Annotated in this window: 24 protein-coding genes and 2 pseudogenes; 13 read left to right on the forward strand and 13 right to left on the reverse strand. The window is 66.3% G+C overall.

Annotated elements, in window-relative coordinates; translation table 11 throughout:
• The 4 genes and pseudogenes from EJO71_RS32205 to EJO71_RS32215 all read left to right on the forward strand — a co-directional run.
• Window positions 1-691: pseudogene (locus tag EJO71_RS32205) on the forward strand (hypothetical protein); the annotation flags it as partial.
• A 35-nt stretch (window positions 692-726) separates the two neighbouring features.
• The gene (locus EJO71_RS32210; protein WP_125952772.1) at window positions 727-1,680 is read left to right on the forward strand and encodes a T6SS immunity protein Tli4 family protein; all 954 of its coding nucleotides are present in this window, start codon (window positions 727-729) and stop codon (window positions 1,678-1,680) included.
• An 11-nt stretch (window positions 1,681-1,691) separates the two neighbouring features.
• Window positions 1,692-1,844, forward strand: coding sequence for a hypothetical protein (locus EJO71_RS34550; RefSeq protein WP_164546962.1), 153 nt, complete (start codon window positions 1,692-1,694; stop codon window positions 1,842-1,844).
• Between the two features lie 85 nt (window positions 1,845-1,929).
• Window positions 1,930-4,239, forward strand: a complete 2,310-nt coding sequence (locus tag EJO71_RS32215) for a glycoside hydrolase family 3 N-terminal domain-containing protein (protein ID WP_125952771.1) — start codon at window positions 1,930-1,932, stop codon at window positions 4,237-4,239.
• Between the two features lie 19 nt (window positions 4,240-4,258).
• On the opposite strand, the gene EJO71_RS32220 is transcribed toward EJO71_RS32215, so the two are convergent.
• On the reverse strand, window positions 4,259-4,609 hold the full coding sequence (locus tag EJO71_RS32220; RefSeq protein ID WP_125952770.1) for a hypothetical protein: 351 nt from the start codon (window positions 4,607-4,609) through the stop codon (window positions 4,259-4,261).
• A gap of 237 nt (window positions 4,610-4,846) precedes the next feature.
• On the opposite strand from EJO71_RS32220, the gene EJO71_RS32225 reads away from it, so the two are divergent.
• Genes EJO71_RS32225 through EJO71_RS32235 form a run of 3 tightly spaced genes read left to right on the forward strand, consistent with a single transcriptional unit; the run spans window position 4,847 to window position 6,083 of the window.
• On the forward strand, window positions 4,847-5,446 hold the full coding sequence (locus EJO71_RS32225) for a hypothetical protein (RefSeq protein ID WP_137860729.1): 600 nt from the start codon (window positions 4,847-4,849) through the stop codon (window positions 5,444-5,446).
• Window positions 5,443-5,736: a hypothetical protein gene (locus EJO71_RS32230; protein WP_125952768.1), complete on the forward strand. Its 294-nt coding sequence runs from the start codon at window positions 5,443-5,445 to the stop codon at window positions 5,734-5,736. Before EJO71_RS32225 ends, EJO71_RS32230 begins: the two co-directional genes overlap by 4 nt.
• Window positions 5,733-6,083 carry a VOC family protein gene (locus tag EJO71_RS32235; protein WP_125952767.1) on the forward strand — a complete coding sequence of 117 codons (351 nt, stop codon included), beginning with the start codon at window positions 5,733-5,735 and terminating at the stop codon, window positions 6,081-6,083. Before EJO71_RS32230 ends, EJO71_RS32235 begins: the two co-directional genes overlap by 4 nt.
• A gap of 21 nt (window positions 6,084-6,104) precedes the next feature.
• On the opposite strand, the gene EJO71_RS32240 is transcribed toward EJO71_RS32235, so the two are convergent.
• Both EJO71_RS32240 and EJO71_RS32245 read right to left on the reverse strand, forming a co-directional pair.
• Window positions 6,105-7,400, reverse strand: coding sequence for an aspartate carbamoyltransferase (locus EJO71_RS32240; protein WP_125952766.1), 1,296 nt, complete (start codon window positions 7,398-7,400; stop codon window positions 6,105-6,107).
• A 61-nt stretch (window positions 7,401-7,461) separates the two neighbouring features.
• A complete protein-coding gene (locus EJO71_RS32245) occupies window positions 7,462-8,490 on the reverse strand; it encodes a LysR family transcriptional regulator (RefSeq protein WP_240651863.1) in 1,029 nt (342 codons plus the stop codon).
• An 81-nt stretch (window positions 8,491-8,571) separates the two neighbouring features.
• Here EJO71_RS32245 and EJO71_RS32250 point away from each other — a divergent pair, with 81 nt between their 5' ends.
• From EJO71_RS32250 to EJO71_RS32260, 3 genes are read left to right on the forward strand one after another with little or no spacing between them, the layout of a single operon-like run.
• Window positions 8,572-9,801 (forward strand): pyridoxal phosphate-dependent aminotransferase, encoded by a 1,230-nt coding sequence (locus EJO71_RS32250; RefSeq protein ID WP_125952764.1) that lies wholly within the window; start codon window positions 8,572-8,574, stop codon window positions 9,799-9,801.
• Window positions 9,798-10,784, forward strand: a complete 987-nt coding sequence (locus EJO71_RS32255) for a tripartite tricarboxylate transporter substrate binding protein (RefSeq protein ID WP_125952763.1) — start codon at window positions 9,798-9,800, stop codon at window positions 10,782-10,784. Before EJO71_RS32250 ends, EJO71_RS32255 begins: the two co-directional genes overlap by 4 nt.
• Window positions 10,785-10,798: 14 nt before the next feature.
• Window positions 10,799-11,485 carry an RraA family protein gene (locus EJO71_RS32260; protein WP_125952762.1) on the forward strand — a complete coding sequence of 229 codons (687 nt, stop codon included), beginning with the start codon at window positions 10,799-10,801 and terminating at the stop codon, window positions 11,483-11,485.
• Window positions 11,486-11,548: 63 nt separating this feature from the next.
• On the opposite strand, the gene EJO71_RS32265 is transcribed toward EJO71_RS32260, so the two are convergent.
• The 3 genes from EJO71_RS32265 to EJO71_RS34895 form a co-directional block, all read right to left on the reverse strand.
• The gene (locus EJO71_RS32265; RefSeq protein WP_125952761.1) at window positions 11,549-12,565 is read right to left on the reverse strand and encodes a patatin-like phospholipase family protein; all 1,017 of its coding nucleotides are present in this window, start codon (window positions 12,563-12,565) and stop codon (window positions 11,549-11,551) included.
• A 272-nt stretch (window positions 12,566-12,837) separates the two neighbouring features.
• Window positions 12,838-13,188, reverse strand: a complete 351-nt coding sequence (locus EJO71_RS32270) for an alpha/beta hydrolase (protein ID WP_125952760.1) — start codon at window positions 13,186-13,188, stop codon at window positions 12,838-12,840.
• 156 nt (window positions 13,189-13,344) lie between these two features.
• Entirely contained in the window at window positions 13,345-13,548 is a 204-nt protein-coding gene (locus EJO71_RS34895) for a hypothetical protein (RefSeq protein WP_240651591.1), read from the reverse strand.
• Window positions 13,549-13,602: 54 nt separating this feature from the next.
• On the opposite strand from EJO71_RS34895, the pseudogene EJO71_RS34900 reads away from it, so the two are divergent.
• A pseudogene (locus tag EJO71_RS34900) lies at window positions 13,603-13,722 on the forward strand (ATP-binding protein); the annotation flags it as partial.
• Here the strand turns inward: EJO71_RS34900 and EJO71_RS32280 are convergent.
• The 7 genes from EJO71_RS32280 to urtA form a co-directional block, all read right to left on the reverse strand.
• The gene (locus EJO71_RS32280; protein WP_125952758.1) at window positions 13,712-14,053 is read right to left on the reverse strand and encodes a zinc ribbon domain-containing protein; all 342 of its coding nucleotides are present in this window, start codon (window positions 14,051-14,053) and stop codon (window positions 13,712-13,714) included. The pseudogene EJO71_RS34900 and the gene EJO71_RS32280 sit on opposite strands and share 11 nt — an antisense overlap.
• A 20-nt stretch (window positions 14,054-14,073) precedes the next feature.
• Complete coding sequence (fmdA, locus tag EJO71_RS32285) at window positions 14,074-15,306, reverse strand: formamidase (RefSeq protein ID WP_125952757.1); 1,233 nt, start codon at window positions 15,304-15,306, stop codon at window positions 14,074-14,076.
• Window positions 15,307-15,330: 24 nt separating this feature from the next.
• A complete protein-coding gene (urtE, locus tag EJO71_RS32290) occupies window positions 15,331-16,032 on the reverse strand; it encodes an urea ABC transporter ATP-binding subunit UrtE (protein ID WP_125952756.1) in 702 nt (233 codons plus the stop codon).
• Window position 16,033: 1 nt separating this feature from the next.
• Window positions 16,034-16,777 carry an urea ABC transporter ATP-binding protein UrtD gene (urtD, locus tag EJO71_RS32295; protein WP_125952755.1) on the reverse strand — a complete coding sequence of 248 codons (744 nt, stop codon included), beginning with the start codon at window positions 16,775-16,777 and terminating at the stop codon, window positions 16,034-16,036.
• Between the two features lie 15 nt (window positions 16,778-16,792).
• Complete coding sequence (urtC, locus tag EJO71_RS32300; RefSeq protein ID WP_125952754.1) at window positions 16,793-17,989, reverse strand: urea ABC transporter permease subunit UrtC; 1,197 nt, start codon at window positions 17,987-17,989, stop codon at window positions 16,793-16,795.
• 28 nt (window positions 17,990-18,017) lie between these two features.
• Window positions 18,018-18,932 (reverse strand): urea ABC transporter permease subunit UrtB, encoded by a 915-nt coding sequence (gene urtB, locus EJO71_RS32305; RefSeq protein ID WP_125952753.1) that lies wholly within the window; start codon window positions 18,930-18,932, stop codon window positions 18,018-18,020.
• A 75-nt stretch (window positions 18,933-19,007) separates the two neighbouring features.
• A complete protein-coding gene (gene urtA, locus EJO71_RS32310) occupies window positions 19,008-20,273 on the reverse strand; it encodes an urea ABC transporter substrate-binding protein (protein ID WP_125952752.1) in 1,266 nt (421 codons plus the stop codon).
• A gap of 254 nt (window positions 20,274-20,527) precedes the next feature.
• Here urtA and EJO71_RS32315 point away from each other — a divergent pair, with 254 nt between their 5' ends.
• On the forward strand, window positions 20,528-23,929 hold the full coding sequence (locus EJO71_RS32315; RefSeq protein WP_240651590.1) for an ATP-binding protein: 3,402 nt from the start codon (window positions 20,528-20,530) through the stop codon (window positions 23,927-23,929).
• A complete protein-coding gene (locus EJO71_RS32320; RefSeq protein WP_125952750.1) occupies window positions 23,907-24,803 on the forward strand; it encodes a response regulator transcription factor in 897 nt (298 codons plus the stop codon). The genes EJO71_RS32315 and EJO71_RS32320 overlap by 23 nt, the downstream gene beginning before the upstream one ends.
• Window positions 24,804-24,853: the final 50 nt, after the last annotated feature.

Consider the following 24,853-nt stretch of genomic DNA (forward strand, 5'->3'; position numbering starts at 1 on the left):
ACTCGAACTGCTGCCTGCTGCCGCCTACGGCACGCAGTGGCTTCAGGTGCAGGACGACAACGGCAAGTTTCTGGCGAAGTGGCCCAGCAATGACGCGGTGAGCGAGATCTACACGCTCGATCGGGACAAGTGGTGGAGGTTGATCAATCCGGATTGGATTGATCCGGCGGGGCAGGCCGGAAAACCCAAGGAAGAAGGAGGAAAGCCGACGAACCAAATAGGCCTGGAAGCCACGACGACCCGGATCGAAGATGCAATGAGATTTGCGGACGCTATCCGGGACACGTTCCATCCACGCACTTATGCGCACTACGGCAGCGACCCAGTGCAGCCGGCTTGGAACGACTTGGTATGGCGCGTGGTCGATGGCGACCCTGTCATCGCCGGCGATCCGTTGACCTGGACCTTGTTGCCCGGAACCGAGGGAGACAACGGCGAGGGGGCGTTACGCGTGAAAGGCGACCGAGGCGAAGTTCTCAAGCTCAAGCTTCAGCCCCCGATGACCCCCAGCGACGGCACAGTGCCCGTGGAACGCAGCGCCGCCAAGGTGCGCGCGAAGGTCAAGTGCGTGCAGGCCGGATACGACCACCAGGGCAGCTACAGCGACGCCAACGCCAGCGCAGCCACGCTCTACGGGATCGTGCGCATCGCGGCGGATTTCGATCCCCAGTGGTGGTCGGAAAAATACTGAACACGGCCACTATCTTTGACGATCAAGGACTCCCCATGAATCGACGCATCGAGACATTGTTCGAGCACACCAAACTGCTGTGCTTCGGGCGCTATGTGCTGACCGCACCGACGGATTCACGACTGGCGTTTGGCCGCGACTTTCCGACGCTGCTCAACCGGGCCAATGACATCGAGCAAGTGATGGCCGCCGACCGCGCAAAGATATTGTCAGCCGACAAGACGGCCGAGATCACCTACTTCGGCAAAGGGCCGGCACCGAACCTCTGGCTCATGCGTTCGTTCAAGAGCGTATCGGCGAAGAAGTACGGGCTGGAGAGCTTCGACGTCTACTACGTTGTGGGGCCTCACATCTTTGTCGGCGGCAACGCCACGGCCAAGAGCTACAACATAACCGCGGATTCAATACTTCAATATACGGTCGAGACGGCCAGCAACCTGCGCGCACGCGAGCCCGACGAGGTCCCCACGGAGCAGGGCCTTTGCCATGAGTACGGCTTCACCCGCGTCGATGGCTCCCGAGGTCCGGCCCTGTCCCAGGCCGGCCTTCACATGGCGGCGCTGCCCGACGTCGTGTTCAGCGTCCAGAGCAACCAGAGCCAGAGCACCAAAGGCAGCAATGGCTACGGCCTGCTCAAGCTCATCAACGACCGCAAGCGAGACGCCGGCAGCAGCTATCCCAAGCTGACGACGCTGCGCGAGGGAAAGAAGAAAGTCCACGGCTGGGACGGCGAGGAGTCGCTGGTCCGCGAAGCCGATGGTTCGCACGACTTCGAGTGGATGTTCATCGGTGAAACCGGCAACGTCGCACGCCCGGCATTGCTGCAAGCGGCAATGTTCACCAAGGTGGCCTCCGACCGCGTGGGCGCTGCCGCAGCCTCCTCGCTCAACGACGAAGAAGCCATCGCCCTCTGGGACAAGCTGCTCGACGGCCTCAAGTTCCGCGTGGCCGTGCCCGGTGCCCCGGCCAGCGCGGTAGCAATCAAATGAATCGATCTGCAATGACACAAACACAAGCTCCCACCCGCCGCGATGCTCTTCAAGCCCTGGCATCGATGCTCGCGCTGCCCCTCTCTCCCCTGCCGCAGGTACAGGCCGCACTGCTTCCGACGCAGGAGGCCGTGAACCGGCTCTGGCGTCCGATCAACGCCTGACGATGCCGGACGTCACATCCAGCAACAACCGGCACCAAGACCCACCACCCGAGGGCGATTCCTGATGTCTGCAGAATAGGAGCCCATGCACGTCCGACTCCCGCGCCATCCGGCGCGCTCTCTCGCCCCCGCCTGCGCCCTCCTCTCCCTCGCGCTCCTCCTGCCCTCCGCATCGGCCGCACCCGATGGGACGACGGCTGCCCCACAGCAGCAACAACAGGACGCAGACGCCCGCATCGAAGCCCTGATCTCCCGCATGACCGTGCAGGAAAAAGCCGGCCAGCTCAGCCTGTACGGCCCCGCCGACATCGACACCCCCAACAACCCGCAGGCCGGCTGGCGCAACGCGCAGCAGGAAACGGCCGACGTGCGCGCCGGCCAGCTCACAGGCCTGTTCAACAACGCGGGCCTCGAAGGCAAGCGGCGGCTGCAGCAGATCGCGGTGAAGGAGTCGCGCCTGGGCATTCCGCTGATCTTCGGTGCGGACGTGATCCATGGCTTTCGCACCATGTTCCCGATGCCACTGGCCGAGGCCTCCAGCTGGGAGCCGGCGTTGGCCGAGCGCACCGCCCGCGCGGCGGCGGTGGAGGCCACTGCGGACGGCTTTCGCTGGACTTTCGCACCGATGGTCGACATCGCACGCGACGCCCGCTGGGGCCGCGGCCTCGAAGGCGTGGGCGAGGACGTCTTCCTCGCGAAGCAGTTCGCGGCCGCGCGCGTGCGCGGCTTCCAGGGCACGGACCTCTCCCGGCCCGACTCGATGCTGGCCACGCCCAAGCACTTCGCCGCCTACGGCGCTGCCGAGGGCGGGCTCGACTACAACGTGAGCGACATCTCGGAGCGCACGCTGCGCGAGGTGTACCTGCCGCCGTTCCGCTCGGCGCTGGATGCGGGCGCGCTGTCGGTGATGAGCGCCTTCAACGAGATCGGCGGCGTGCCCTCCACCGCCAACCCCGCGCTGCTCACGGGCGTGCTGCGCGACGAATGGAAGTTCCGGGGCTTCGTGGTCTCCGACTACACGGCCGACGAGGAACTGGTGGAGCACGGCTACGCCGCCAACCCGCGCGAAGCCGCCAAGCTGGCCTTCATGGCCGGCACCGACGTGAGCATGCAGAGCGGCCTGTACATGCGCTACCTGCCCGACCTCGTGGCCTCGGGCGAGGTGCCGATGGCGCGGCTCGACGAGGCCGTGCGCCGCGTGCTGCGCGTCAAGCAGAAGCTCGGCCTCTTCGACGACCCGATGCGCGGCCTCGACGGCCTGCCCGCCTCGCAACGCCCCGAGAACCCCGAGTTCATCGCGCTGGCCCGCGAGAGCGCGCGCCGCTCCATCGTGATGCTGAAGAACGATCGCATGCTGCTGCCGCTGCCCAAGGCCGGCACGAAGATCGCGCTGATCGGCCCTTTCGCCGAAGGCACCATCGACCTGATGGGCGCGTGGAGCCTGTTCCCGGGGCAGTCGGCGCCGGTGGGCATCGACCAGGGCCTGCGCTCGGCGCTCGGCCCGAACTCTTCGGTGAACGTGGTGCGCGGCTCGGGCATCGAGTCGGCGCTGCCCGGCGGCATCGACGCCGCGGTCGCTGCAGCGCGCGATGCCGACGTGGTGCTGCTGGCCATCGGCGAAAGCCAGAAGATGTCGGGCGAGGCGCGCTCGCGCAGCGACATCGGCCTGCCGCAGGCGCAGCAGGACCTGGCCGAGGCCGTGGCCGCCACCGGCAAGCCGGTGGTCGTGCTGCTGAGCAACGGCCGCGCGATGGCGCTCAAGGGCGCGGTGCGCAGTGCGCGCGCCATCCTCGTCACCTGGTTCCTCGGCGTGCAGACCGGCAATGCGATCGCAGACGTGGTGTTCGGCGACTTCAATCCCTCGGGCCGCCTGCCGGTCAGCTTTCCGCAGACGGCCGGGCAGGTGCCCTACTACTACGCCCACAAGCGCACCGGCCGCCCCTCACCCGAGAACGCACCCGACACGGCCTTCAAGACCCGCTACGTCGACGCGACGAACGAAGCGCTCTACCCCTTCGGCTTCGGCATCGGCTATGCGCCCGTGCGCTACGACAGCGTCGAGCTGAGCACCGAGCGCCTGCGGATGTCGGACACGCTGCGCGTGCGCGCCACCGTCACCAACACCGGCGCGCGCGAGGCGGAGGAAGTGGTGCAGCTCTACATCGACCAGCGCGCCGCGAGCGTGACGCGGCCGGTGCGCGAGCTCAAGGACTTCCGCAAGCTGAGCATCGCGCCCGGTGCGTCGGTGCAGGTCGAGTTCACGCTCACGAAGGACGACCTGCAGTTCATCGGCCGGGACATGAAGCCCACGGTCGAGCCCGGCGAGTTCGACCTGTGGGTCGCGCCTTCGGCTGCCGACGGCATCCGCAGGCGCTTCGTGCTCACGCGCGATTGAAGACTGGCAAAGCCGCGTCTCACTCGCCCATTGCGTGCACGGCCGACGAGTTCGCCGATGCCACGGGCGGCGCCACCTGCGACTCCATGATCTCCGTCGGATGAATGCCGTTGTTCGCACGAATCGCCTCGGCCTGCACCTGCGCACGGTCGGCGCCCGCAACGGACGGCTGCACCTGCGACTCCGGCACCTCCGTCGCGTGGATGCCGTTGTTGGCACGCGCGGCATCGTCGGCGACCGCATCGCGCGACATCGTCGAGTGCGAGATCTGCGGATAGTCGGGGTCGGCGCGGCCACCCGCGTGCGCGAGCGAGGCCAGCGCCAGCGCGGGCACGGCGGCGATGCACAAGGCTGCTGTACGGACTCTCATGGCTGTCTCCTTGAGTGATGACGATGTTTCACTCTAGGACGCGGTACTTACCGGTCGGTGAGGGTCCGCTTAGGCCGCAGTGAGAGTTCGCTTAGGTGGGCGTGAGGGCGCAAGAAACCAGCAGATGACGAGCAAGGGCTTCGGCATACGCAAGGATGCACAGCGCAGGGATCTGTCGGATCACGCGACCCTCATCTATATTCGGTCGATCAGTCCTCCGGAACCACTTGCCGCCGAATGCGCCCCTTGATCGAAACAAAGGCCTTCCCGCAATCGCTGAATGGCGAGGTGGCACGGGTCGCCTCACGACTCGTCCATGAGGAAGATCATCAGGGCAGCGGCAACTTTTGCGTACAGGTACAGGGCGAGTTGCTGGAGATACCGAACCGGCTCTACTACCGCCCAACACTGCTCGACCGCGCGATCGAGGGGTCGGAACTCTCGCACCAGATCGCAGCCTGCCTGGGCACCCGGCACCATGATGGCTTTGCACGCCAACGCTGCCTCGAGCGCCTGCTGCCGATAACGCAGCCATGGGTCGTGCCGTACGTAGTCGCATTGCTGGGCGAGTACGTCCTCCCCATCATCATGGTCATCGAAGCGCATAGCCGAAGCGATGACCTTGGGCTCTATGGCGAGTTCCTAGCGCGAAACACGCAGTACCTCAAGAAGACCGAGCGCCGCGTGATGAGCTACTGGGATGCCTACCACCGGCATCTCTATCCCCAGCGCGCGCAATACCCTGGCTTCCTGGCAATGACCGCGCTCGAGAACGCGGCGAACAACGCAGCAGCAACAATCGGTCTCGATCTGTCCACCCGAGGAGCGAATGTATGACCGCCACCGCAATCCCCCTCGACCACACGCTGACCCTCGTGTCCGACACGGCCATCAACATCTACCGCTTCAATGCGAGCGGCCAGGTCGCCGCCACCATCGGTACGAAGAACGGCCCGGTGTGCGGACCGCTTTTCAGCTGGCGTGTTTTGTCCGCAGATTGCATCGAGATCGCCGACTCGGACGGCCACACCGACCGATGGACGAACATCCGCGTCGAAAGGGACCTGCTGCACGCCGAGTGCAACGGCCTCGCCCGGACCTTCACGATCAGAAAGCCCTCCCAATGAAAGTCAAACGACTGGTCGCCAACTTCGCCACGCCGGAGCCCGCGCGCGCCGCCGTCTTCTACAAGGACATCCTCGGCCTCGACCTGCTGATGGACCACGGCTGGATCCAGACCTACGGCTCGCAAGCCGGCATGACGGTGCAGCTCAGCTTTGCATCGGAGGGCGGCTCGGGCACGCCGGTGCCCGACCTTTCCATCGAGGTCGACGATGTGAACGAAGCCTTCGAGCGCATGAAGGCCGCCGGCTTCGCCATCGAATACGGCCCGGCGGACGAGCCATGGGGCGTGCGCCGCTTCTACGTGCGCGATCCGTTCGGCAAGCTCGTCAACATCCTCGCGCACGCCTGAGCAAGCCTGCGCAAGGCTCGCTCAGTCGAGCCCGTGGAAGACGCTGTCGTCCGGCCCGATATGCGAGGGCGGCGTCCAGGCCGCGTCGCGCATCGAGCGGCTCACCAGCTTTTCGACGCCCAGCAGCGTGGCGAAGATCGCCATGCGCACCGGGATGCCGTTGTCGGTCTGGCGGAAGATGGCCAGGCGCGGGTCGTTGTTGAGATCGACGCTCAGGTCGTGCGAGCCGGGGCGGCCGTCGCGCGGCAGCGGGTGCATCACGACCACGTTGGGCCTGCAGGCCGATTCGACAAGCGCGCGGTTGATCTCGAAGGCGTTGTCGAAGCCTTCCAGCACCTCGTCTTGCGCGAAGCGCTCCTTCTGGATGCGCGTGGCGTAGATGATGTCCGCGCCGGCCAGCGCCTGCGCGGGCGTGGCGGCCGTCTCGACCACGTGGCCGTTGCGGCTCACGGCCTCGACGATCTCCGCGGGCATCGCGAGCGAAGGCGGCGAGATCAGCGTGAACTTCAGCCCCTTGTAGAGCGCCAGCAGCTTGATGAGCGAATGCACCGTGCGCCCGTACTTCAGGTCGCCGACCATCGCGATGTGAGCACCGTCGACCAGCTTGCCCAGGCGCGAGAACTCGCGCTGGATGGTGTACAGGTCGAGCAGCGCCTGGCTCGGATGCTCGCCCGGCCCGTCGCCACCATTGATGACCGGCACGTTGGTGGCACGCGCGAACTCCGCCACCGAGCCCTGCTCCGGATGCCGCACCACGATGGCGTCGACGTACCCGCTGATGACGCGACTGGTGTCGTAGATCGATTCGCCCTTGGCCATCGACGAGAAGGTGAAGCCGGTGGTGTCGCACACCGAGCCGCCCAGCCGGCAGAACGCGGCGCCGAAGCTCACGCGAGTGCGCGTACTGGCCTCGAAGAACAGGTTGGCGAGCACCGCCCCTTCGAGCACGCGGCTGACCTTGCGGCGGCGCGCGATGGGCTGCATCACGTCGGCCAGTTGGAACAGCTCGTCGATGGCATCGCGATTGAACTGGCTGACCGACAGCAGGTGGTGCGAGCCCTCGATGGCCAGCGACTTCCGCAGTGCGCCTTCATGTGCGCTTTGCGTATATTCACTGCGCCGCCCGTCGGATGCCAGGATTTCGCTCACGAAGCGCCGCGCGACCTCTGGCATCGCCCGGAATTCATTGGATTCGTCGGGCAGCAGCCAGGCGTCGAGCGCTCTCCTGCGGCTGCCGATGCGCTCCGCGAAGGCGTCGCGCGTCATGTTGAGTTGACGCATCGCGTCGCGGAGAAGCACTTGCTGCGGCATGTTCATGGGCCGCAAATATATACTCAATGCGTATATTTTCCAAGCATAGGCAGTAAACCAGGAAAAACTATCTCCTGGCCTTCCTCGCTGGCTTCTTCGCGGCGCCCTGCCGTGGCGAACGTTGCCGCAGGGTCGAACCGGAGCCGCGCGGTGGGTTTGGCGGTGCCACGTCGTGCTGGCTTGCCCTCAGGGTGAAATCGCATGTCTTCACCGCCAGCTCGACGATGCGCGCGAGCGCCGGGCTCGAGCTGTCGCGCCGGTAGACCGCGCTGTAGACCAGCGGCGGCGGCATCGGGTCGCTCCTGACGATGCGCAGCAGGCCGCTGCGGATGTCCGGGCGCACGTAGTCGAGCGCCTGCTGGCTGATGCCGAAGCCGCTGATCGTCAGTTCGCGCAGCACGGTGGTGCTGTTCGTCAGCATCACCTTGCCGAAGCGGAAGCCGTGCTCGGCGCGCCACGCTTCGTAGAACCTGTTTTTCGAGGCGCCGGCCGGCTGCTCGATCACCGGGTAGTCGGCGAACTCGTGCGGCTTCAGCGCCCGGTTGGGAATGACGAGGCGCGGGCTCGCGATCCAGGCCTGGTCGACCTGCCCTACTTTCACCGACTCGAAAGCCTGCCCCCAGAAGATGCCCGGCATGATGGTCAGGTCGAGCTTGTTGGCCTCCAGCCGCTCGAAGAGCGTGAGCCCCGCATCCACCACCGGCTCGAGCGTCACCTCGGGATGCAGCTTCTGCAGCAGCTGGATGAGCCGAGTGAGCCAGGTCATCGCGATCAGCTCCGTCACGCCCACCCTGAAGGTGCCACGCAGCGTCTTGTCGACGCTGATGTCGTGCTCGATGCGCTGCCACAGCCGCAGGGCCTCTTCCGCGAGCGGCAGCAGCTCGCGCCCTGCATGGGCCAGCTCCAGCCCGTGCGAGGTGCGATGCAGCAAGGGGCCGCCCAATGAATCCTCCAGCTCGGCCAGGCGCTTGGAGATGGCCGACTGCGTGGTGTGCAGCTTTACCGCCGCGGCGCTGAAGCTCTGGAGCTTGGCGCTGAAGAGAAAGGCCTCCAGCTGCTTGAAGGTGAAGTTCATGCCAGCGGAATGTACGCCCATGGGTTGCCAGGAAAAAAAGGAATACCGCGCCGGTCCGATTTCTCGTTTGTCCTGCGAGGCATGCACTTTGATACTGCATGCATGCTTCACATCGCACCACGCCTGAATCGAATCAAACCGTCTCCCAGCTCCATGGCCGGCCAGCGGGCCCGCGAGCTGCGCGCCGCGGGCCGCGACATCCTCGGCCTGACCGCCGGCGAGCCCGACTTCGAGACGCCCGAGCACATCAAGCAGGCCGCCATCCGAGCCATGGCCGCCGGGCAGACCCGCTACACCGACGTGGGCGGCACGCCTGCCCTCAAGGAAGCCATCGCCGGCAAGTTCCTGACCGAGAACGGACTGGCCTACACGCCGGGCGAGATCATCGTCGGCACCGGCGCCAAGCAGGTGATCTTCAACGCGCTCATGTGCACGGTCGCGGCGGGCGACGAGGTCATCGTGCCGGCGCCCTACTGGGTGTCCTACCCCGACATCGCGCTGCTGGCGGGCGGCGTTCCGGTCTTCGTCGACTGCCCCGCCGCGTCGGGCTTCAAGCTCCAGCCCGCCGACCTCGAGCGCGCCATCACCGGCAAGACGCGCTGGCTGATGCTCAACTCCCCGAACAACCCGAGCGGCGCGACCTACACGCGCGCAGAGCTTCAGGCGCTGGCCGAAGTATTGCGCCGTCACCCGCACGTCTGGGTGCTGACCGACGACATCTACGAGCACCTGATCTACGGCGACGTCGAGTTCGCCACCATGGCCGAGGCGGCACCCGACCTCAAGGATCGCACGCTGACGGTGAACGGCGTGTCCAAGGCCTATGCAATGACGGGCTGGCGCATCGGCTACGGCGCGGGGCCTTCCGCGCTGATCAAGGCGATGGTCAAGCTCCAGTCGCAAAGCACCTCCGGCCCCAACTCGATCGCGCAGGCTGCATCTATCGCGGCGCTCACGGGCCCGCAGGAAACCATCGCCACGAACCGGCTCGAATACCAGAAGCGGCGCGACACGGTGGTCGCGGCGCTCAATGCCATCGACGGCATCCAGTGCGACGTGCCCGATGGCGCGTTCTACATCTTCGCCTCGTGCAGCGCCCTCTTCGGGCTGCGCAACCGCAAGGGCACCGTGATCGAGAGCAGCGACGACTGGGTGATGCACCTGCTCGACTCACAGGATCTCGCAGCGCTCCAAGGCAGCGCCTACGGCGTGCCAACGCATTTCCGCCTCTCCTTCGCCGCCAGCACCGAACAGCTGCTGGAAGGTTGCCGGCGCATCGCGCGGGCACGCGAGGAACTCTCGGGCCAAGCAATCAACCAGGAACCGCAATGAAACTCCGCACCCTTCTGAAGCTGCTGCCGGCCCTTGCCGCGGGCACCGTCTGGCTTGGCGCCCCCCACGCGCAGGCCGCCGACTCCTTTCCCTCGAAGCCCGTGAAGATCCTCGTCGGCTTCTCGCCCGGAGGCTCCAACGACGTGGTGGCACGGCTGATCGCACCGAAGCTGGCCGAAGGACTCGGGCAGCAGGTGCTGATCGACAACCGGCCGGGCGCCGGCGGCAACATCGCGGCATCGGCCATGCTCGCCGCGCCCGCCGACGGACACACGCTGCTGATGTGCACCACGGGAACGCTGTCGATCCAGCCGCACGTGCTCAAGAGCATGCCCTTCGACTCCGAGAAGGACATCGTGCCGGTCACGCAGATCGTCAATGCACCTTACATGCTGCTGGTCAACTCCAGCCTGCCGGTGAAGAGCGTGAAGGAGCTCGTCGCCTACGCCAAGCAGAAGCCGGGCGAGATCAACTTCGCTTCCTCGGGCACCGCCACGGGCGGCCACCTCGCAGGCGAGATGCTGAAGAGCCGCGCGGGCATCGACATCGTGCACGTGGCCTACAAGGGCACGGGCCAGGCCATGACGGACCTCCTCGCCGGCCAGGTCTCGATGATCTTCGACCAGCCCGTGAGCTCGATGCAGTACGCCCGCTCCGGCAAGCTGCGTGCGCTGGCGGTGGCCAGCCCGCGCCGGCTGGCGGCCTTCCCGGACATCCCGACCGTGACCGAAGCCGGTGTCCCCGACTTCGACCCCGTCACCTGGGCTGGCATCTGCGCCGCGAAGAACACGCCTCCGGCCGTGGTCGAGCGCATCCAGCGCGAAGTCGCCAAGGTGCTCGCGATGCCCGAGATCTCCAAGCGGCTCGCGGCCGATGGCCTGGAGCCGGTGGGAAGCACGCCCGAGCAGTTCCGCGCCTTCCTGACGGCGGACAAGCGCAAGTGGGGCCGCGTGGTGAAGGACGCGGACGTCAAGGCCGAATGAGCGGAAACCAGAACATGAACCAGCTTCCGGACATCGTTCGCGACTTCGAGCGCGTTTCCTCCAATCTCGTTCAGCAGGCCTCGGCCTTCCAGCCGGCCATCCTCGCCGACGTGGCCGGCCGCCGGGGCGCCCTGCACGGCCGCATCCAGGCCCTGCGCCACCGGATGAAGCTGGCGGGCAGCGCGCTCACGGTGGAAGTGCGGCCGGGCGACAACTTGATGATCCACGCCGCCATCGCGCTCGCCAAGCCTGGCGACGTGCTGGTGATCGACGGCAAGGGCGACCAGAGCGCGGCTCTCATGGGCACGATCATGATGAACGCCTGCCGCCAGGTCGGCATCGCCGGCGTGGTGATCGACGGCGCAGTGCGCGACAGCGTGGAGATCGACGAGATGGGCTTTCCTGTCTTCTCGGTCGGCACCAATCCCAACGGCCCGACCAAGCTGGCCTCGGGGCGCATCGGGCATCCGGTGTCGGTCGGCGGCGTGGCCGTGCGCCCCGGCGATCTGGTCGTCGGCGATGCAGATGGTGTGGTCGTCGTCGAACGCGAGAAGGTGGAAGCGCTTCTGCTGGCTGCGCAGAAGAAGGTCGAAGACGAAGCCGCGCGCATCGATGCCATCAAGCAGGGCAACACGGCGGCCAAGTGGCTGGACGCCGCCTTGCGCAACGCGGGCGTGCTCAAGGAAGGCGAGAAGCTGTAGGCATTTGAGCCGGGCAATGCCGCAGATGCGGCTGCGGCGACTGCGGGCTTCGGTCCGCCTCGCTCACGTCCAGTTCGTCTGCACCCAGCTGCGCACCGCCGCCCACTCGGGCGAGGTTTCGATGTAGCTCTGCGTTGCACTCACCAGCTCGCCCACGTTCTTGTAGTCGTCAAGGCCGAACGGCTCGGCGAGCGGAACGTTGCCGCGCATGTAGTTGCCGCCGAGCAGCTGGCCGGCCTGGACCGCCGCCAACTCTGCGGTGGCATCCATGGTGAGGTTGAGCAGCGCAGTGGCCGGCACCACGCCGTCGCTGAACGGCCACAGCCAATGCGTGACGCCCCAGTCCAGCGGGTTGGAGACGGAGGTTGGCGGCACGCCCACCGGATTGGCGCCGGTGCCCAGCGACAGCATCACGATGTCCGACGTGGCGCTGGCGTAGCCCTGGTAGATCGCTTCCACGATCGCCGTCATCGAGGGGTTGTTGGCGAAGGTGCCGCCATCGGCGAAGTAGCCGAAGCCGCCCACCTGGTACGGCGGGAAGTACGTCGGCGCGGCCGAGGTGGCCAGCGCGGCATCGACCATGCTGATGCCGCGGTAGGCGTTGTTCGGGCCGTTGGAGATGGTGCACGGCGCCCAGCTGTTCTGGCTTGCGTCCCACAGTCGTGCGGAGTTGACGGCCACGAAGCGGCTCGCCGACGACAGCGCGCCGCTGCCCACCAGCTGCTGGGCGACCGTCTGCAAGCCGGTATTGACGTACTGGCACTTGAAGATGCCCGGGCCGCTGCCCAGCAGCTCTTCCGTCGACTGCGCCGGCGCCTTGTCCTGCTGCTTGGCCTGTGCGTCCAGCAGCCAGCCGTTGGGCTTGAAGATGGTGGAGCCTTCGTTCTCGTAGAGCTTGACGATGGCATCGATGCCAACGTTGTTCACCAGGCCCAGCGAGATCAGGCCACCGGTGGAAGTGCCGGCGAAACCGTTCGCGCTTCCGATGATGCCGAAGCTCTGGTCCAGATCCTGGATCAGCAGTGCCGTGATGACGCCCCGGATACCGCCGCCGTCGCAGCAGAGAATCTTGAAAGACATGGCTGTGCTCCTTGCTCGAGTGGATGGATGGCAAGTGCGTTGCTCGATGCGCGCACCCGTGCCCCTGAACTCAGGCCGGAATGTGCGTCAATCCTTCAAGCGGTGCATCACTCGAACGAGGGAGGTACGGCCTCTCTTGTGCCAACGCGGCAGGTCGGGCTCGACCTTTCATTAATACCAATGTTCAAGAAACGAAGAAAGGGCCCTCGGGCCCTTCTTCTTTTGCACTCATGAAGCCGATGCGATCCGATCGGCTTACCGGTTCGCTCGGCTTACAGGCCAGCCTGGCGCGTGAACGACACGCTGGGCTTCTTGTAGGCAGCCGGCACTTCGTCGCGGTAGAACGCGCGGCGGTCGAGGCTGGCGAGCGGGTCGTGCGCCTTGGCGACGGCTTCGGCCTGCACGGTCGCGCGGTTGGCGGTCGACGTGAAGGTCTGGGCACCGGCGCTCGATGCATCGCTGTATTCGTTGCCGGCACGGGCGGCGGCAGCGGCTTGCGGTGCGACTTCAGCGCGGGTCACGGACGAATTCACGACGTGCACGCCGTCGTAGGTTTCTGCGTGGGCTCCGGCAGCAGCCAGGAGCGAGAGGGCAGCAGCGGCGAGGATCTTCGAGGCATTCATTTCAATCTCCTTCAGGGCAAACGGTTGGTTGGTGAGGAGAAGTTTGATCCTGAATGAGCACGAAAAACGCACGCAAATTGAACCGCGGCGTTCACGGGATTGAAACAATGCGGATCTTGAAATCCGCCCCCGTCAACCGGGTTTGCCCCGAATCGGTCAGGGTTGGGCGCCTGCAACCTCGCCCGCAGGCCGGTTCCACCACCCTCCTCCCAGCGCCTGGAACAGCGCCGCGGTGTCGCCCAGCCTCGTGGCCTGCGCCTGTGCCAGCGCCAGCGCGGCCTGGTGGTGAGCCTGTTCGGCGTTGAGCAGCGCCAGCCTGTCCACATAGCCCCTTCCGAGCTGCCGGCGGATCAGTTCCATCGAGATGCGGCTGGTTCGCTCCAATTCCACTGCCGCGGCCAGCATGTGGAGGGCCAGGGCAGCGGGCTCGGACTGGCGATCGTGCGCGACATCGTGGCGCTGCATGGCGCAACGGTGACGCTGACGCGCAGCGCCTCCGGCGGCGCCTGCGTCACGATCCGCTTCAGTGGCTGATCATCCACGGGCGCCGTGATGGCGCCGACTTCGCGCCGCTGGGCGCCGTCACCGTCGCGCCGCGCTTGCCCGAGCTGCAGCAGCCGCAACCCGCCGGATGCTTGAAGCGCGCATAGTCGCGCGAACTGCCGGGTTCGTGCCGCGCACGCTCGTTGGTTTCCATCGCGCGGCGCGTACCCGAGGCCATCAACGCCAGCCGCGGTGCCGCTGACAGCACGCGCGGCGAAGCGTTGCCGCAGTCGGGGCACGCGGCCGGCTCGTCGCGCAGGCCCGAGGGCCGCAGCGCTTCGAAGCCGCCGCAGTGACCGCAGGCGTAGTCGTAGGTGGGCATGCAGCGTCTTCCTCTTCTCTTCAGCGCAGGTCGTGCGACAGCGGCATGCTGACGCTGCCGTCGATCATCTTCACCGGCCCCGAAGCGTTCGGGTTGATGTCGAAATCGAAGATGCCCGTGGGCAGCCACAGCGTGGCGCACGAGTTGGGCACGTCGACCACGCCGCTGATGTGGCCCTGCACCGGCGCCGTGCCCAGGATCGAATAGGCCTGTGCGCCCGAGTAGCCGAATTTCTTCAAATACTCGATGGCGTTCAGGCAGGCCTGGCGGTAGGCCACATTCACGTCGAGGTAGTGCTGCTTGCCGCTCTCGTCGACCGAGATGCCTTCGAAGATCAGGTAGTCGTTGTACTGCGGCGTGATCGGGCTGGGCTTGAAGATCGGGTTCTTGATGCCGTACTTGGCCATGCCGCCCTTGATGAGCGTGACCTTCATGTGCACCCAGCCGGCCATCTCGATGGCGCCGCAGAAGGTGATTTCGCCGTCGCCCTGGCTGAAGTGCAGGTCGCCCACGCTCAGGCCCGCGCCGTCGACGTACACGGGGAAGAACACCTTCGAGCCGCGCGACAGGTCCTTGATGTCGCAGTTGCCGCCGTGCTCGCGCGGAGGCACGGTGCGTGCGCCTTCGGCAGCGGCCTTCGCCCTCGCCTCGCCGGTCATCTTGCCCATGTGGGCGGTGCCGGCGAATGGCGGATTGGCCAGGCCGGGCACGCGATCAGGGTCGGTGGCAATGAGTGCCTTCTCGCGCTCGTTCCACATGTCGAGCATGGGCTTGTCGGGCAGGCAACCGATCAGGCCGGGATGGATCAGGCCCGCGAAGTTCACGCCCGGCACGTGGCGCGAGCTGGTGAACATGCCCTTGAAGTCCCAGATCGATTTTTGCGCTTCGGGGAAATGATCGGTGAGGAAGCCGCCGCCGTTCTTCTTCGAGAAGAAGCCGTTGAAGCCCCAGAGGCTGTCCTGCTTGGCGCCGATGTCGAGCAGGTCGACCACCAGCAGGTCGCCGGGCTCCGCGCCCTTCACGCCCACGGGGCCCGAGAGGTAGTGCACCGTGCTCAGGTCGATGTCGCGCACGTCGTCCGCGCTGTCGTTGTTCTTGATGAAGCCGCCGGTCCAGTCGAAGGTCTCGAGGATGAAGTCGTCGCCCGGGTTGACCCAGCATGCCATCGGGATGTCCGGGTGCCAGCGGTTGTGAATCAACTCGTTCTCGGTAGGCGACTTGGTCAGATCGACCTTGATCAGCGTGTCCGTCATTTGCAGTGGCTCCTGGGGTTGTGGTTAAACAGAGAGATAGGCCTTGATGTGGTCGACGTCGGTCTTGTCGCGCGCGGTCTCGTGCACCAGCCGGCCGCCTTCAATGACGAACAACCTGTCGGCCACATCCATCGCAAAGCTGAGCACCTGCTCGGACACGACGATGGTGATGCCGCGCAGCTTGCGGATCTCGTTGAGCGCCTTGGCGATGTCCTTGATGATCGAAGGCTGAATACCTTCCGTGGGCTCGTCGAGCAGCAGCACCTTGGGATCGGTGACGAGGGCGCGCGCGATGGCGAGCTGCTGCTGTTGCCCGCCCGAGAGGTTGCCGCCCTTGCGGTTCTTCATGTCCCACAGCACGGGGAACAGCGCGTAGATCTCCTCGGGAATGCGGCGGGTCTGCGAGTTCTCCAGTCCGGTCTGGATGTTCTCCTCCACCGTCAGCGTCGGGAAGATCATCCGGCCCTGCGGCACGTAGGCGATGCCCTTGGCGACGCGGCGAAAGCTCTCGTCGCGCGACACGTCCTGGCCCGCCACCTCGATGCGCCCGCTCTTGAGCGGCAGCACGCCCATCAGGCTCTTGAACAGCGTGGTCTTGCCCATGCCGTTGCGGCCCATGATGGCGACGGTCTCGTTGGCATGGCCATCGAACGAGATGCCGTGCAGGGCCTCGCTCTGGCCGTAGGCGACGTGAAGGTCCTCGACCTTGAGGTTGATGTTGCTCATGTCAGTGCCCCAGGTAGACGTCGATGACCTTCGGATCGGCCTGCACCTTCTCCATCGGCCCCTCGGCGAGGATCTTTCCCTGGTGCATCACCGTGACCTTGTGCGCGATCTGCTTCACGAAGGCCATGTCGTGCTCGATGACGATCACGGCGCGGTTCTGGCAGATGCGCTTGAGCAGGTCGGCCGTGAGTTCGCGCTCGCGCGCGCTCATGCCGGCGATGGGCTCGTCGAGCATCAAAAGTTCGGGTTCCTGCATCAACAGCATTCCGATCTCCAGCCATTGCTTCTGGCCGTGGCTCAGCAATCCTGCCTCGGTATCGAGCCTGTCGGCAAGGCCGATTTCTTCGGCGACGGCCTGCACCCTGGCCTTGACCTCTTCGTCGCACTTGAAAGCAAGCGCTCCGAACACCGAACGGCCCTTGGGAAACGAGACCTCCAGGTTCTGGAATACCGAAAGGTTCTCGTAGATCGACGGCGTCTGGAACTTACGGCCTATGCCCAGCCGCACGCGCTTGTGCTCGGCCATCTTCGTGAGTTCGGTGTTCCTGAACTTGATGCTGCCTGCGCTCGCGCGCGTCTTGCCGCAGATCAGGTCGAGCAGCGTGGTCTTTCCCGCGCCGTTGGGGCCGATGATCACGCGCAGCTCGTTGCGGTCGATGTACAGCGTGAGGTCGTCGATGGCCTTGAAGCCGTCGAAGGAGACGGTGAGGTCTTCCACTGCGAGCGCGAAGTCTGTGTTGCTCATGGGGGTGCTCCGTGCTCAGGCGCGCTGGCTGCCGACGCCTTCGGGCAGCGTCGGTTCGGGTTGTGATGGCACGGTCGGTGCCACGGGTGCGGTTGCAACTGGAGGCGGCTTGACGGCTGCATCGCGCAGCGCCTGCCGGCGCGACTTCCACCAGGGCCGGATCTTTTCCTCCCACACACCCGCAAGCCCCATCGGGAAGGCCATCGTCACGCCGATGAAGAGCCCAGCCATCAGGAACAGCCACAGATCCGGGAAGCTCTCCGAGAACAGCGTCTTTCCCGCATTCACCAGCAGCGCGCCGTACACCGCGCCCACCAGGCTCATGCGTCCGCCGACCGCGCAGAAGATCACCATTTCGATGGAGGGCACGATGCCCACGAAGCTCGGCGACATGAAGCCCACCTGCAGCGCGAACATCGCACCGCCGATGCCCGAGAGACCGGCGGCCAGGCAGAAGATAAAGACCTTGAAGTTCGACACGTCGTAGCCCGAGAAGCGCACGCGGTCTTCCTTGTCGCGCATCGCCAGCAGCAGCGTGCCGAGCTTGCTGGTCTGTATCCAGCGGCACAGCAGGATGCTCGCCACCAGCAGGCCGACGCAGACGTAATACAGCACGTACTTGGCGCCGTCGGTGCGCGTGTCCCACCCAAGCATGGTCTTCAGGTCGGTCATGCCGTTCACGCCACCGGTGTAGCCCTGCTGGCCGATGATGAGCACCGTGCAGATCAGTGCCACCGCCTGCGTGATGATCGCGAAATACACCCCGCCCACGCGGCGCTTGAACATCGCGAAACTCACGAGCCAGGCCAGTGCCATCGGCGCCAGCACCACCAGCACGAGGCTCAGCGGCAGGCTCTTGAAGGGCAGCCACAGCGCGGGCAGCTCGGTGATCTGGTTCCAGTCCATGAAGTCCGGGATGCCGGGCGTGGTCTGGATCTTGGTGGAGACCGGGTCGGAGGCCTCGAGCTTGAGGAACATCGCCATCGCGTACCCGCCGATGCCGAAAAACACACCCTGCCCCAGGCTCAGCACGCCGCCGTAGCCCCACACCATGACGAGGCCCACGGCCACGAAGGCGTAGGTGAGGTACTTGCCCACGAGGTTGAGGCGGAAGATGTCGAGCGACAGCGGCAGCACCACCGCGAGCAGCAGCACCAGGAGCAGCAGGCTGCCGAGCTGGTAGCGCTGGATCGAGGCCTTGATGAAATTCATCGGAACGTTCTCCAAAGAGGAATCGGGTTCAACGTCGCACTTTCACGGCGAACAGGCCTTGCGGTCGCATCATCAGGATCAGCACGATCAGCGACAGCGTGAGCACCTTGGCCATCGAGCCGGTCATGAAGAACTCGGAAATCGACTGCGTCTGGGCAATGCCGAAGGCCGAGACCACGGTGCCGAAGAGGCTGGCCGCGCCGCCGAAGGTGACGACCAGGAAGGCGTCGACGATGTAGAGCGAGCCCGAGGTCGGCCCGGTCGAGCCGATGGTGGTGAAGGCCGCGCCCGCCACGCCCGCAATGCCGCAGCCGATAGCGAAGGTCAGGCGGTCGGTCTTCTTGGTGTCGATGCCGGTGGCGTTGGCCATCGTGCGATTGGCCACGGTGGCGCGCACCCTGAGGCCCCAGCGGCTCTTGTGCAGCGCGATCAGCACGCCGCCCGTGACCAGCGCGGTGAGCGCCAGCACGAACAGGCCGTTGATCGGAATGTCCAGGCCCTCGTGCGGCGTCCACGAGCCCATGAGCCACTCGGGCAGCGTGGGGCTCACCTCCTTCGGGCCGATGAAGGTGCGGAAGATCTGCTGCAGCCCCAGGCTCACGCCCCAGGTGGCCAGCAGCGTATCGAGCGGGCGCTTGTAGAGATGGCGGATCAGCGCCCACTCCACGATCCAGCCGACGATGAATGCGAAGACGAAGGCCAGCGCGATGGCGATCGGGAAGTAGTACGGCATGAACTCGGGCGCGAGGCTCTCGGTGACGCGCGCCGCGAGGTAGATCGAGTAGGCGCCGATGGTCATGAACTCGCCATGCGCCATGTTGATCACGCCCATCTGGCCGAAGATGATCGCCAGGCCCAGCCCCATCAGCAGCAGCACCGCGAAGAGGCTCAGCCCCGCGAAGCCCTGCATGAGGCCGATGTTCAGCATGTCCGACAGAGTCATGGCTAGTTGTTCCGGGGTTGTGGTGTCGGCTCCCTCCCCCGCGCGGGGGAAGGAGCAACGGGACAGGCTTGCGGCTTACTGGTAGCCCTTGGGGAACGGATCGGGCTTGATGAGCTCGGCCGATTCGGCAACCACCTTGAAGGTGCCGTCCGCCTGCCCCTGCCCGATGCGGGCCTTGCTCCACAGGTGGTGGTTGGCGTCGAGCTTCACGTAGCCCTCGGGCGCGGTCTTCAGCTCGATGCCCGGCGAGCCGGCCACCACCTTGTCCACGTCGAAGCTGCCGGCCTTCTCCACCGCGGCCTTCCACAGCCAGGGGCCGAGGTAGCCCGCCTGCGTCACGTCGCCGATGACGGCGTCCTTGCCGTACTTCGCCTTGAAGGCTTCCACGAACTTCTTGTTGTTCGCGTTGTCCAGCGTCTGGAAGTACTTCATCGACGAGTAGAAGCCCGCGAAGTTCTCGCCGCCCACGCCGGTCATTTCGTCTTCCGTCACGGCCAGCGTCAGCAGGAACTGCTTGTCGCCCGTGATGCCCGCGGCCTTGAGCTGCTTGTAGAAGGCCACGTTCGAGCCGCCCACCACCGCCGCGAAGATGCAGTCGGGCTTGGCCACCTTGATCTTGTTGATCAGCGAGTTGAAGTTGGTGTGGCCCAGCGGGTAGTACTCCTCGCCCTTCACCGAACCCTTCTGGAAGTTCTCGATGTGCTTGCGCGCGATCTTCATCGAGGTGCGCGGCCAGATGTAGTCGGAACCCACGAGGAAGAAGGTCTTGGCCTTCTTCTCCTTCGCACCCCAGTCCAGGCCCCAGATGATCTGCTGCGTAGCCTCCTGGCCCGTGTAGATCACGTTCTTGCTCTGCTCCAGGCCTTCGTAGAAGGTCGGGTAGTACAAGAGGCCGTTCTCCTTCTCGAACACCGGCAGCACGGCCTTGCGCGAGGCGCTGGTCCAGCAGCCGAAGACGGCCGCGACCTTGTCGTTGACCAGCAGCTTCTTCGACTTCTCGGCGAAGGTGGGCCAGTCGGAGGCGCCGTCTTCCTTGATGACCTTGATCTTGCGGCCCAGGATGCCGCCCATGGCGTTGATCTGGTCGATGGCGAGCTGCTCGGCCTGGATGGAGCCGGTCTCCGAGATGGCCATGGTGCCGGTGGACGAATGCAGTTGGCCCACCGTCACCTCGGTGTCGGTCACGGCGAGCTTGGTGGTGTTGACCTTGGCCGTGGGGAACTGGCCCTGGCCGAAGCTCAGGCCGCTCAGGCCCATCACGGGCAGCGCGGCGGCGCCCTGCAGCAGGCGGCGGCGGCGCAATGCCATGGCATCGAGGGAAAGATCGGTATCACGCGACATCAGGAAACTCCAGGCAGGTTGTTGGAAAGGAAGGCCGCGCACCATCGCAGTGCATCGGACGGTGCCCCAAGCACCATGGCTGGAACTTTAGAAATCACTCGGGTTTGCGCGAATACGTCATTCAACGTAGCGGCGGAGGTCCGCCCTGCCTGCAGACTCGCGAGCCAGACATCGGCCGAAGTCATCACGAAAGGGGCACAGGGAGCGCTTCTTGCTGTACCCGCCTCATGCCACCGCCGCCGCGAGAACCCGCCATGCAATCCGTCTCCGGACAGAAGATCTTTCGCATCCGCCGCGACTACAACGCCTGGGTCGCGAACGAGACGCTGGAGGACTACGCGCTGCGCTATACGCCGCGCAGCTTCCGCAAGTGGTCGGAGTTCCGCGTGGCCAACGCGGCCTTCGGCGCGACCTCCTTCCTGGCGCTGGAGGCCATCGGCGGTGCCATCGCGCTGAGCTACGGCTTCTCGAACGCGCTGTGGGCCATCCTCGTGGTCGGGCTCATCACCTTCCTGACGGGCCTGCCGATCTCGTACTACGCGGCGCGCCACGGCGTGGACATGGACCTGCTCACGCGCGGCGCGGGCTTCGGCTACCTGGGCTCCACGCTCACATCGCTGATCTACGCGAGCTTCACCTTCATCTTCTTCGCGCTGGAGGCGGCCATCCTCGCGCTGGCGCTGCAGATGTACCTCGACTGGCCGCTGTGGCTGCTGTACATGGTGTCGTCGATCGTCATCATTCCGCTGGTGGCGCGCGGCATCACGCTCATCTCGGGGCTGCAGCTGTGGACGCAGCCGATCTGGATCGTGCTGTTCGTCTGCCCCTTCATCGCGGTGCTGGTGAAGAAGCCCGAGCTGTACGCCGACTTCACCGGGCTGGTCGGCCGCACCTCCGACAGCAGTGGCTTCGACCCGCTGATGTTCGGCGCCGCCGCCACCGTGGCCTTCTCGCTGGTGGTGCAGATCGGCGAGCAGGTCGACTACCTGCGCTTCCTGCCCGAGAAGACCGCCGCCAACCGCGTGCGCTGGTGGACGGCCGTGCTGGTCGCGGGGCCGGGCTGGATCGTGCCGGGCATGCTGAAGATGATGGGCGGCGCGTTCCTGGCCTTCCTGGCGCTGCAGCACGAGATTCCGGGCAACCATGCGATCGAGCCCACGCAGATGTACCTCACGGGCTTCTCGTACGTGCTGCGCGATCCGGCCTGGGTGCTGGGCATCACGGTGCTGTTCGTGCTGGTGTCGCAGATGAAGATCAACCTGACGAACGCCTACGCGGGTTCGCTGGCGTGGTCGAACTTCTTCGCGCGGCTCACGCACAGCCACCCGGGGCGCGTCGTGTGGCTGGTGTTCAACGTGGTCATCGCGATATTGCTGATGGCGCTGGGCGTGTTCGCCGCGCTGGAGCACGTGCTGGGCTTCTACAGCAACATCGCCATCGCCTGGGTCGGTGCGCTGGTGGCCGACCTGGTCATCAACAAGCCGCTGGGCTGGAGCCCGAAGACCATCGAGTTCAAGCGCGCGCACCTGTACGACATCAACCCGGTGGGGCTGGTGTCGATGCTGGTGGCGGCGGCGCTGGCCATGCTCGCCTACTCGGGTGCCCTGGGGCACTGGGCGAAAGCCTTCTCGCCCTTCATCGCGCTCGCAACGGCGATGGCGCTGTCGCCGCTGCTCGCGTGGCGCACGCGCGGGCGCTACTACCTCGCGCGCAACGACATCGAGCGCTGGAAGCCGGGCCAGGGCGTGAAGTGCTCGGTGTGCGACAACAGCTTCGAGTCGGAGGACATGGCGCACTGCCCGGCCTACAGCGCGCCGATCTGCTCGCTGTGCTGCACGCTCGAATCGCGCTGCCATGACCGCTGCAAGACCGACTCGCGCGCCGCCGAGCAGATGAGCGGCTGGCTGCAGGCGCTGCTGCCGCCTGCCCTGTCGGCGCGGCTCAACTTCCGCGTGGCGCACTACATGCTGGTGGCGGCCTCGCTCATCGCGCTGCTGGCCACCGTGGTTGGCGTGGTCTATGCGCAGGAGGCGCTGGCGGGCACCAGCGATTCGGTCATGGCGACTGCCTTCCTGAAGGTGTTCGCGCTGCTTTCCGTCGTGGCCGCGGTGGCTGCGTGGTGGGTGGTGCTGGGCAGTGAGAGCCGGCAGATGGCGCAGGAAGAATCGAACCGCCACAACAACCTGCTGGCGCTGGAGATCGAGGCGCACCGCCGCACCGATGCCGCGCTGCAGACCGCCAAGGAAGCCGCCGAGGCCGCCAACCAGGCCAAGACGCGCTACGTGGCCGGCATGACGCACGAGCTGCGCACGCCGCTCAACAGCATCCTCGGCTACTCGCAGATCCTGCTCAAGGGCGATGCCGTCACGCCGCCGCGCGATGCGGTGCAGACCATTCACCGCAGCGGCGAACACATGCTGGGCCTGATCGACGGCCTGCTCGACCTAGCGCGCATCGAGGCCGGACGGCTCCAGCTCGAACCAGCGCCGCTCGCGCTGCCGGCCTTTCTCGACCAGCTCGTGCACATGGTTCGCCCGCAGGCCGAGAACAAGGGCCTGGCCTTCGTCTACACGCATGCGGGTCGGCTGCCGCCGTGGGTGCATGCGGACGCGAAATGGCTGCGGCAGATCCTCATCAACCTGCTGACGAACGCGGTGCGCTTCACAGACAGCGGTACCGTCACGCTGCACGTGGACGCGCGGCGCGAGGTGCTGCGCTTCGACGTGGTCGACACCGGCATCGGCGTGGCGCCGCAGGACCATCAGCGCATCTTTTTGCCCTTCGAGCGCGGCGCCGCGGGCCGCCGTCGCGGCGAGCCGGGCACGGGGCTGGGCCTGACCATCACCGGGCTGCTCACCTCGCTGATGGGCGGCGAGCTCAAGCTGGCATCGACCTCGTCGCAAGGCAGCACCTTCAGCGTGCGCGTGTACCTGCGCGAGGTGGCCGACCCGGGCCCGCAGGCCGGCAAGGCCGGCGCGCTGCGACAGCCGGTGTCGGGCTACATCGGCGCGCGCCGCACGCTGCTGGTGGTGGACGACCAGCCGGTGCAGCGCCAGATGCTCGCCGGCATGCTCGCGCCGCTGGGCTTCGAGGTGCGCGAGGCCGCGAGCGGCACCGAATGCCTCGACAGCCTGCGCGAGGAGCTGCCCTCGGCCATCCTGCTCGACCTGACGATGGACGACATGGACGGCTGGCAGACCGCAGCCTCGGTGCGCGCCGCGGGCTTCGGCGACATCCCGATCATCATCGTCTCGGCCAACATGTTCGAGAACCAGGCCGAGCGGCTGCGCGCGGCAGGCTGCCAGGCCTTCGTGGGCAAGCCGGTGATCGAATCGGAGCTGATCGCCACGCTGGAGCGGCACCTGGGCCTCGAATGGCTATCGGGCAGCGCTGCCTTGCCGGGCACAGGCGGCGAGGAAGAAGACGTGCCGCAGCGCCCGTGCCAGCTCGCCCTCTCCGAAGACGACCGCGCCGAACTCATGCGCCTCGCGCAGATGGGCCACGTGCGCGGCCTTCACACCACGCTCGACCGGCTGGCCGCCGCATCGCCCGCGGCAGCATCGACCTGCACCTGGCTGCGCGGCATGGTCTCGCGCTTCGAACTCGACAAACTCCGCAACGCACTGGCCGAAGATGCAGACACCCTCGCCTCCTGAATCGCCATCGTCCGAACGCCCCGTCGTGCTGGTGGTGGACGACGCGCCCAGCAGCCTAGGCATGCTGTGCGACACGCTGGAGGCAAGCGGCTACACCGTGCTGGTGGCGGCCGACGGCGAGGCCGCTCTGCAGCGGCTCGAACTGGTGGTGCCCGACGCGATATTGCTCGACGGCCTGATGCCCGGCCTCTCAGGCTTCGAGACCTGCAGGCGCATCAAGGCCAACCCGGCGTGGGCGCACATCCCCGTTCTGTTCATGACGGGCCTGTCGGAAACCACGCACGTGGTCGAAGGCTTCGAGTGCGGCGGTGTCGACTACGTAGTGAAGCCGATCCGCGCGCAGGAGGTGCTGGCGCGGCTGCACACGCATGCGCGCAACGCCCGCATCACGCGCATGGCCCGCGACGCGGTGGACGTGGCCGGCATGGGCGTGGTGTTCGTCGACACGCGCGGGCGCATCGCGTGGCGCTCGCCGCAGGCCGCGCTGTGGCTGCATGCGCTGGAAGACCCTGTGGCGCCGGGACTGCTGCCGGCGTCGCTCGATGCGGCGCTTGCGCCCGGTGCGGCCATTGCCATCGGCACGGCCACCGGCATGCGACTGTCGGTGCGCAACCTCGGCGCGGCGGCGCTCGGCGAGACGATGCTGCTCTTCGCCATCCAGCGCGAGGGGCCGGCAACCCGCCTGGCCGAGGCCGCGCTCACGCCGCGCGAGACGGAAGTGCTGTCATGGCTCGCCAAGGGCAAGACCAACCGCGACATCGGCGAGATCCTGGGCACCAGCCCGCGCACGGTGAACAAGCACCTGGAGCACATCTTCGAGAAGCTGGGCGTGGAGACGCGGGCGGCGGCTGCGGCGCTGGCGAGCGGTATGTAACCTCCATGGGGTAACTGCCCCAACGGCACTGGGCTATAGCGCCCGGGAGC

Source organism: Variovorax sp. 679 (assembly GCF_003952185.1).
Taxonomy (GTDB): Bacteria; Pseudomonadota; Gammaproteobacteria; order Burkholderiales; family Burkholderiaceae_C; genus Variovorax.

Coding starts and splice junctions, on each gene's coding strand:
- EJO71_RS32315 (WP_240651590.1), top strand. CDS start 20,528: ATGCAATCCGTCTCCGGACAGAAGATCTTTCGCATCCGCCGCGACTAC.
- EJO71_RS32265 (WP_125952761.1), bottom strand. CDS start 12,565: ATGTCTTTCAAGATTCTCTGCTGCGACGGCGGCGGTATCCGGGGCGTC.
- EJO71_RS32240 (WP_125952766.1), bottom strand. CDS start 7,400: ATGAACATGCCGCAGCAAGTGCTTCTCCGCGACGCGATGCGTCAACTC.
- EJO71_RS32220 (WP_125952770.1), bottom strand. CDS start 4,609: ATGAGAGTCCGTACAGCAGCCTTGTGCATCGCCGCCGTGCCCGCGCTG.
- EJO71_RS34895 (WP_240651591.1), bottom strand. CDS start 13,548: ATGGAACTGATCCGCCGGCAGCTCGGAAGGGGCTATGTGGACAGGCTG.
- urtE (WP_125952756.1), bottom strand. CDS start 16,032: ATGAGCAACATCAACCTCAAGGTCGAGGACCTTCACGTCGCCTACGGC.
- urtA (WP_125952752.1), bottom strand. CDS start 20,273: ATGTCGCGTGATACCGATCTTTCCCTCGATGCCATGGCATTGCGCCGC.
- urtD (WP_125952755.1), bottom strand. CDS start 16,777: ATGAGCAACACAGACTTCGCGCTCGCAGTGGAAGACCTCACCGTCTCC.
- fmdA (WP_125952757.1), bottom strand. CDS start 15,306: ATGACGGACACGCTGATCAAGGTCGATCTGACCAAGTCGCCTACCGAG.
- EJO71_RS32235 (WP_125952767.1), top strand. CDS start 5,733: ATGAAAGTCAAACGACTGGTCGCCAACTTCGCCACGCCGGAGCCCGCG.
- EJO71_RS32270 (WP_125952760.1), bottom strand. CDS start 13,188: ATGAATGCCTCGAAGATCCTCGCCGCTGCTGCCCTCTCGCTCCTGGCT.
- EJO71_RS32210 (WP_125952772.1), top strand. CDS start 727: ATGAATCGACGCATCGAGACATTGTTCGAGCACACCAAACTGCTGTGC.
- EJO71_RS34550 (WP_164546962.1), top strand. CDS start 1,692: ATGACACAAACACAAGCTCCCACCCGCCGCGATGCTCTTCAAGCCCTG.
- EJO71_RS32280 (WP_125952758.1), bottom strand. CDS start 14,053: ATGCCCACCTACGACTACGCCTGCGGTCACTGCGGCGGCTTCGAAGCG.
- EJO71_RS32225 (WP_137860729.1), top strand. CDS start 4,847: ATGCGCCCCTTGATCGAAACAAAGGCCTTCCCGCAATCGCTGAATGGC.
- EJO71_RS32260 (WP_125952762.1), top strand. CDS start 10,799: ATGAACCAGCTTCCGGACATCGTTCGCGACTTCGAGCGCGTTTCCTCC.
- urtC (WP_125952754.1), bottom strand. CDS start 17,989: ATGAATTTCATCAAGGCCTCGATCCAGCGCTACCAGCTCGGCAGCCTG.
- EJO71_RS32230 (WP_125952768.1), top strand. CDS start 5,443: ATGACCGCCACCGCAATCCCCCTCGACCACACGCTGACCCTCGTGTCC.
- urtB (WP_125952753.1), bottom strand. CDS start 18,932: ATGACTCTGTCGGACATGCTGAACATCGGCCTCATGCAGGGCTTCGCG.
- EJO71_RS32320 (WP_125952750.1), top strand. CDS start 23,907: ATGCAGACACCCTCGCCTCCTGAATCGCCATCGTCCGAACGCCCCGTC.
- EJO71_RS32250 (WP_125952764.1), top strand. CDS start 8,572: ATGCTTCACATCGCACCACGCCTGAATCGAATCAAACCGTCTCCCAGC.
- EJO71_RS32255 (WP_125952763.1), top strand. CDS start 9,798: ATGAAACTCCGCACCCTTCTGAAGCTGCTGCCGGCCCTTGCCGCGGGC.
- EJO71_RS32215 (WP_125952771.1), top strand. CDS start 1,930: ATGCACGTCCGACTCCCGCGCCATCCGGCGCGCTCTCTCGCCCCCGCC.
- EJO71_RS32245 (WP_240651863.1), bottom strand. CDS start 8,490: ATGGGCGTACATTCCGCTGGCATGAACTTCACCTTCAAGCAGCTGGAG.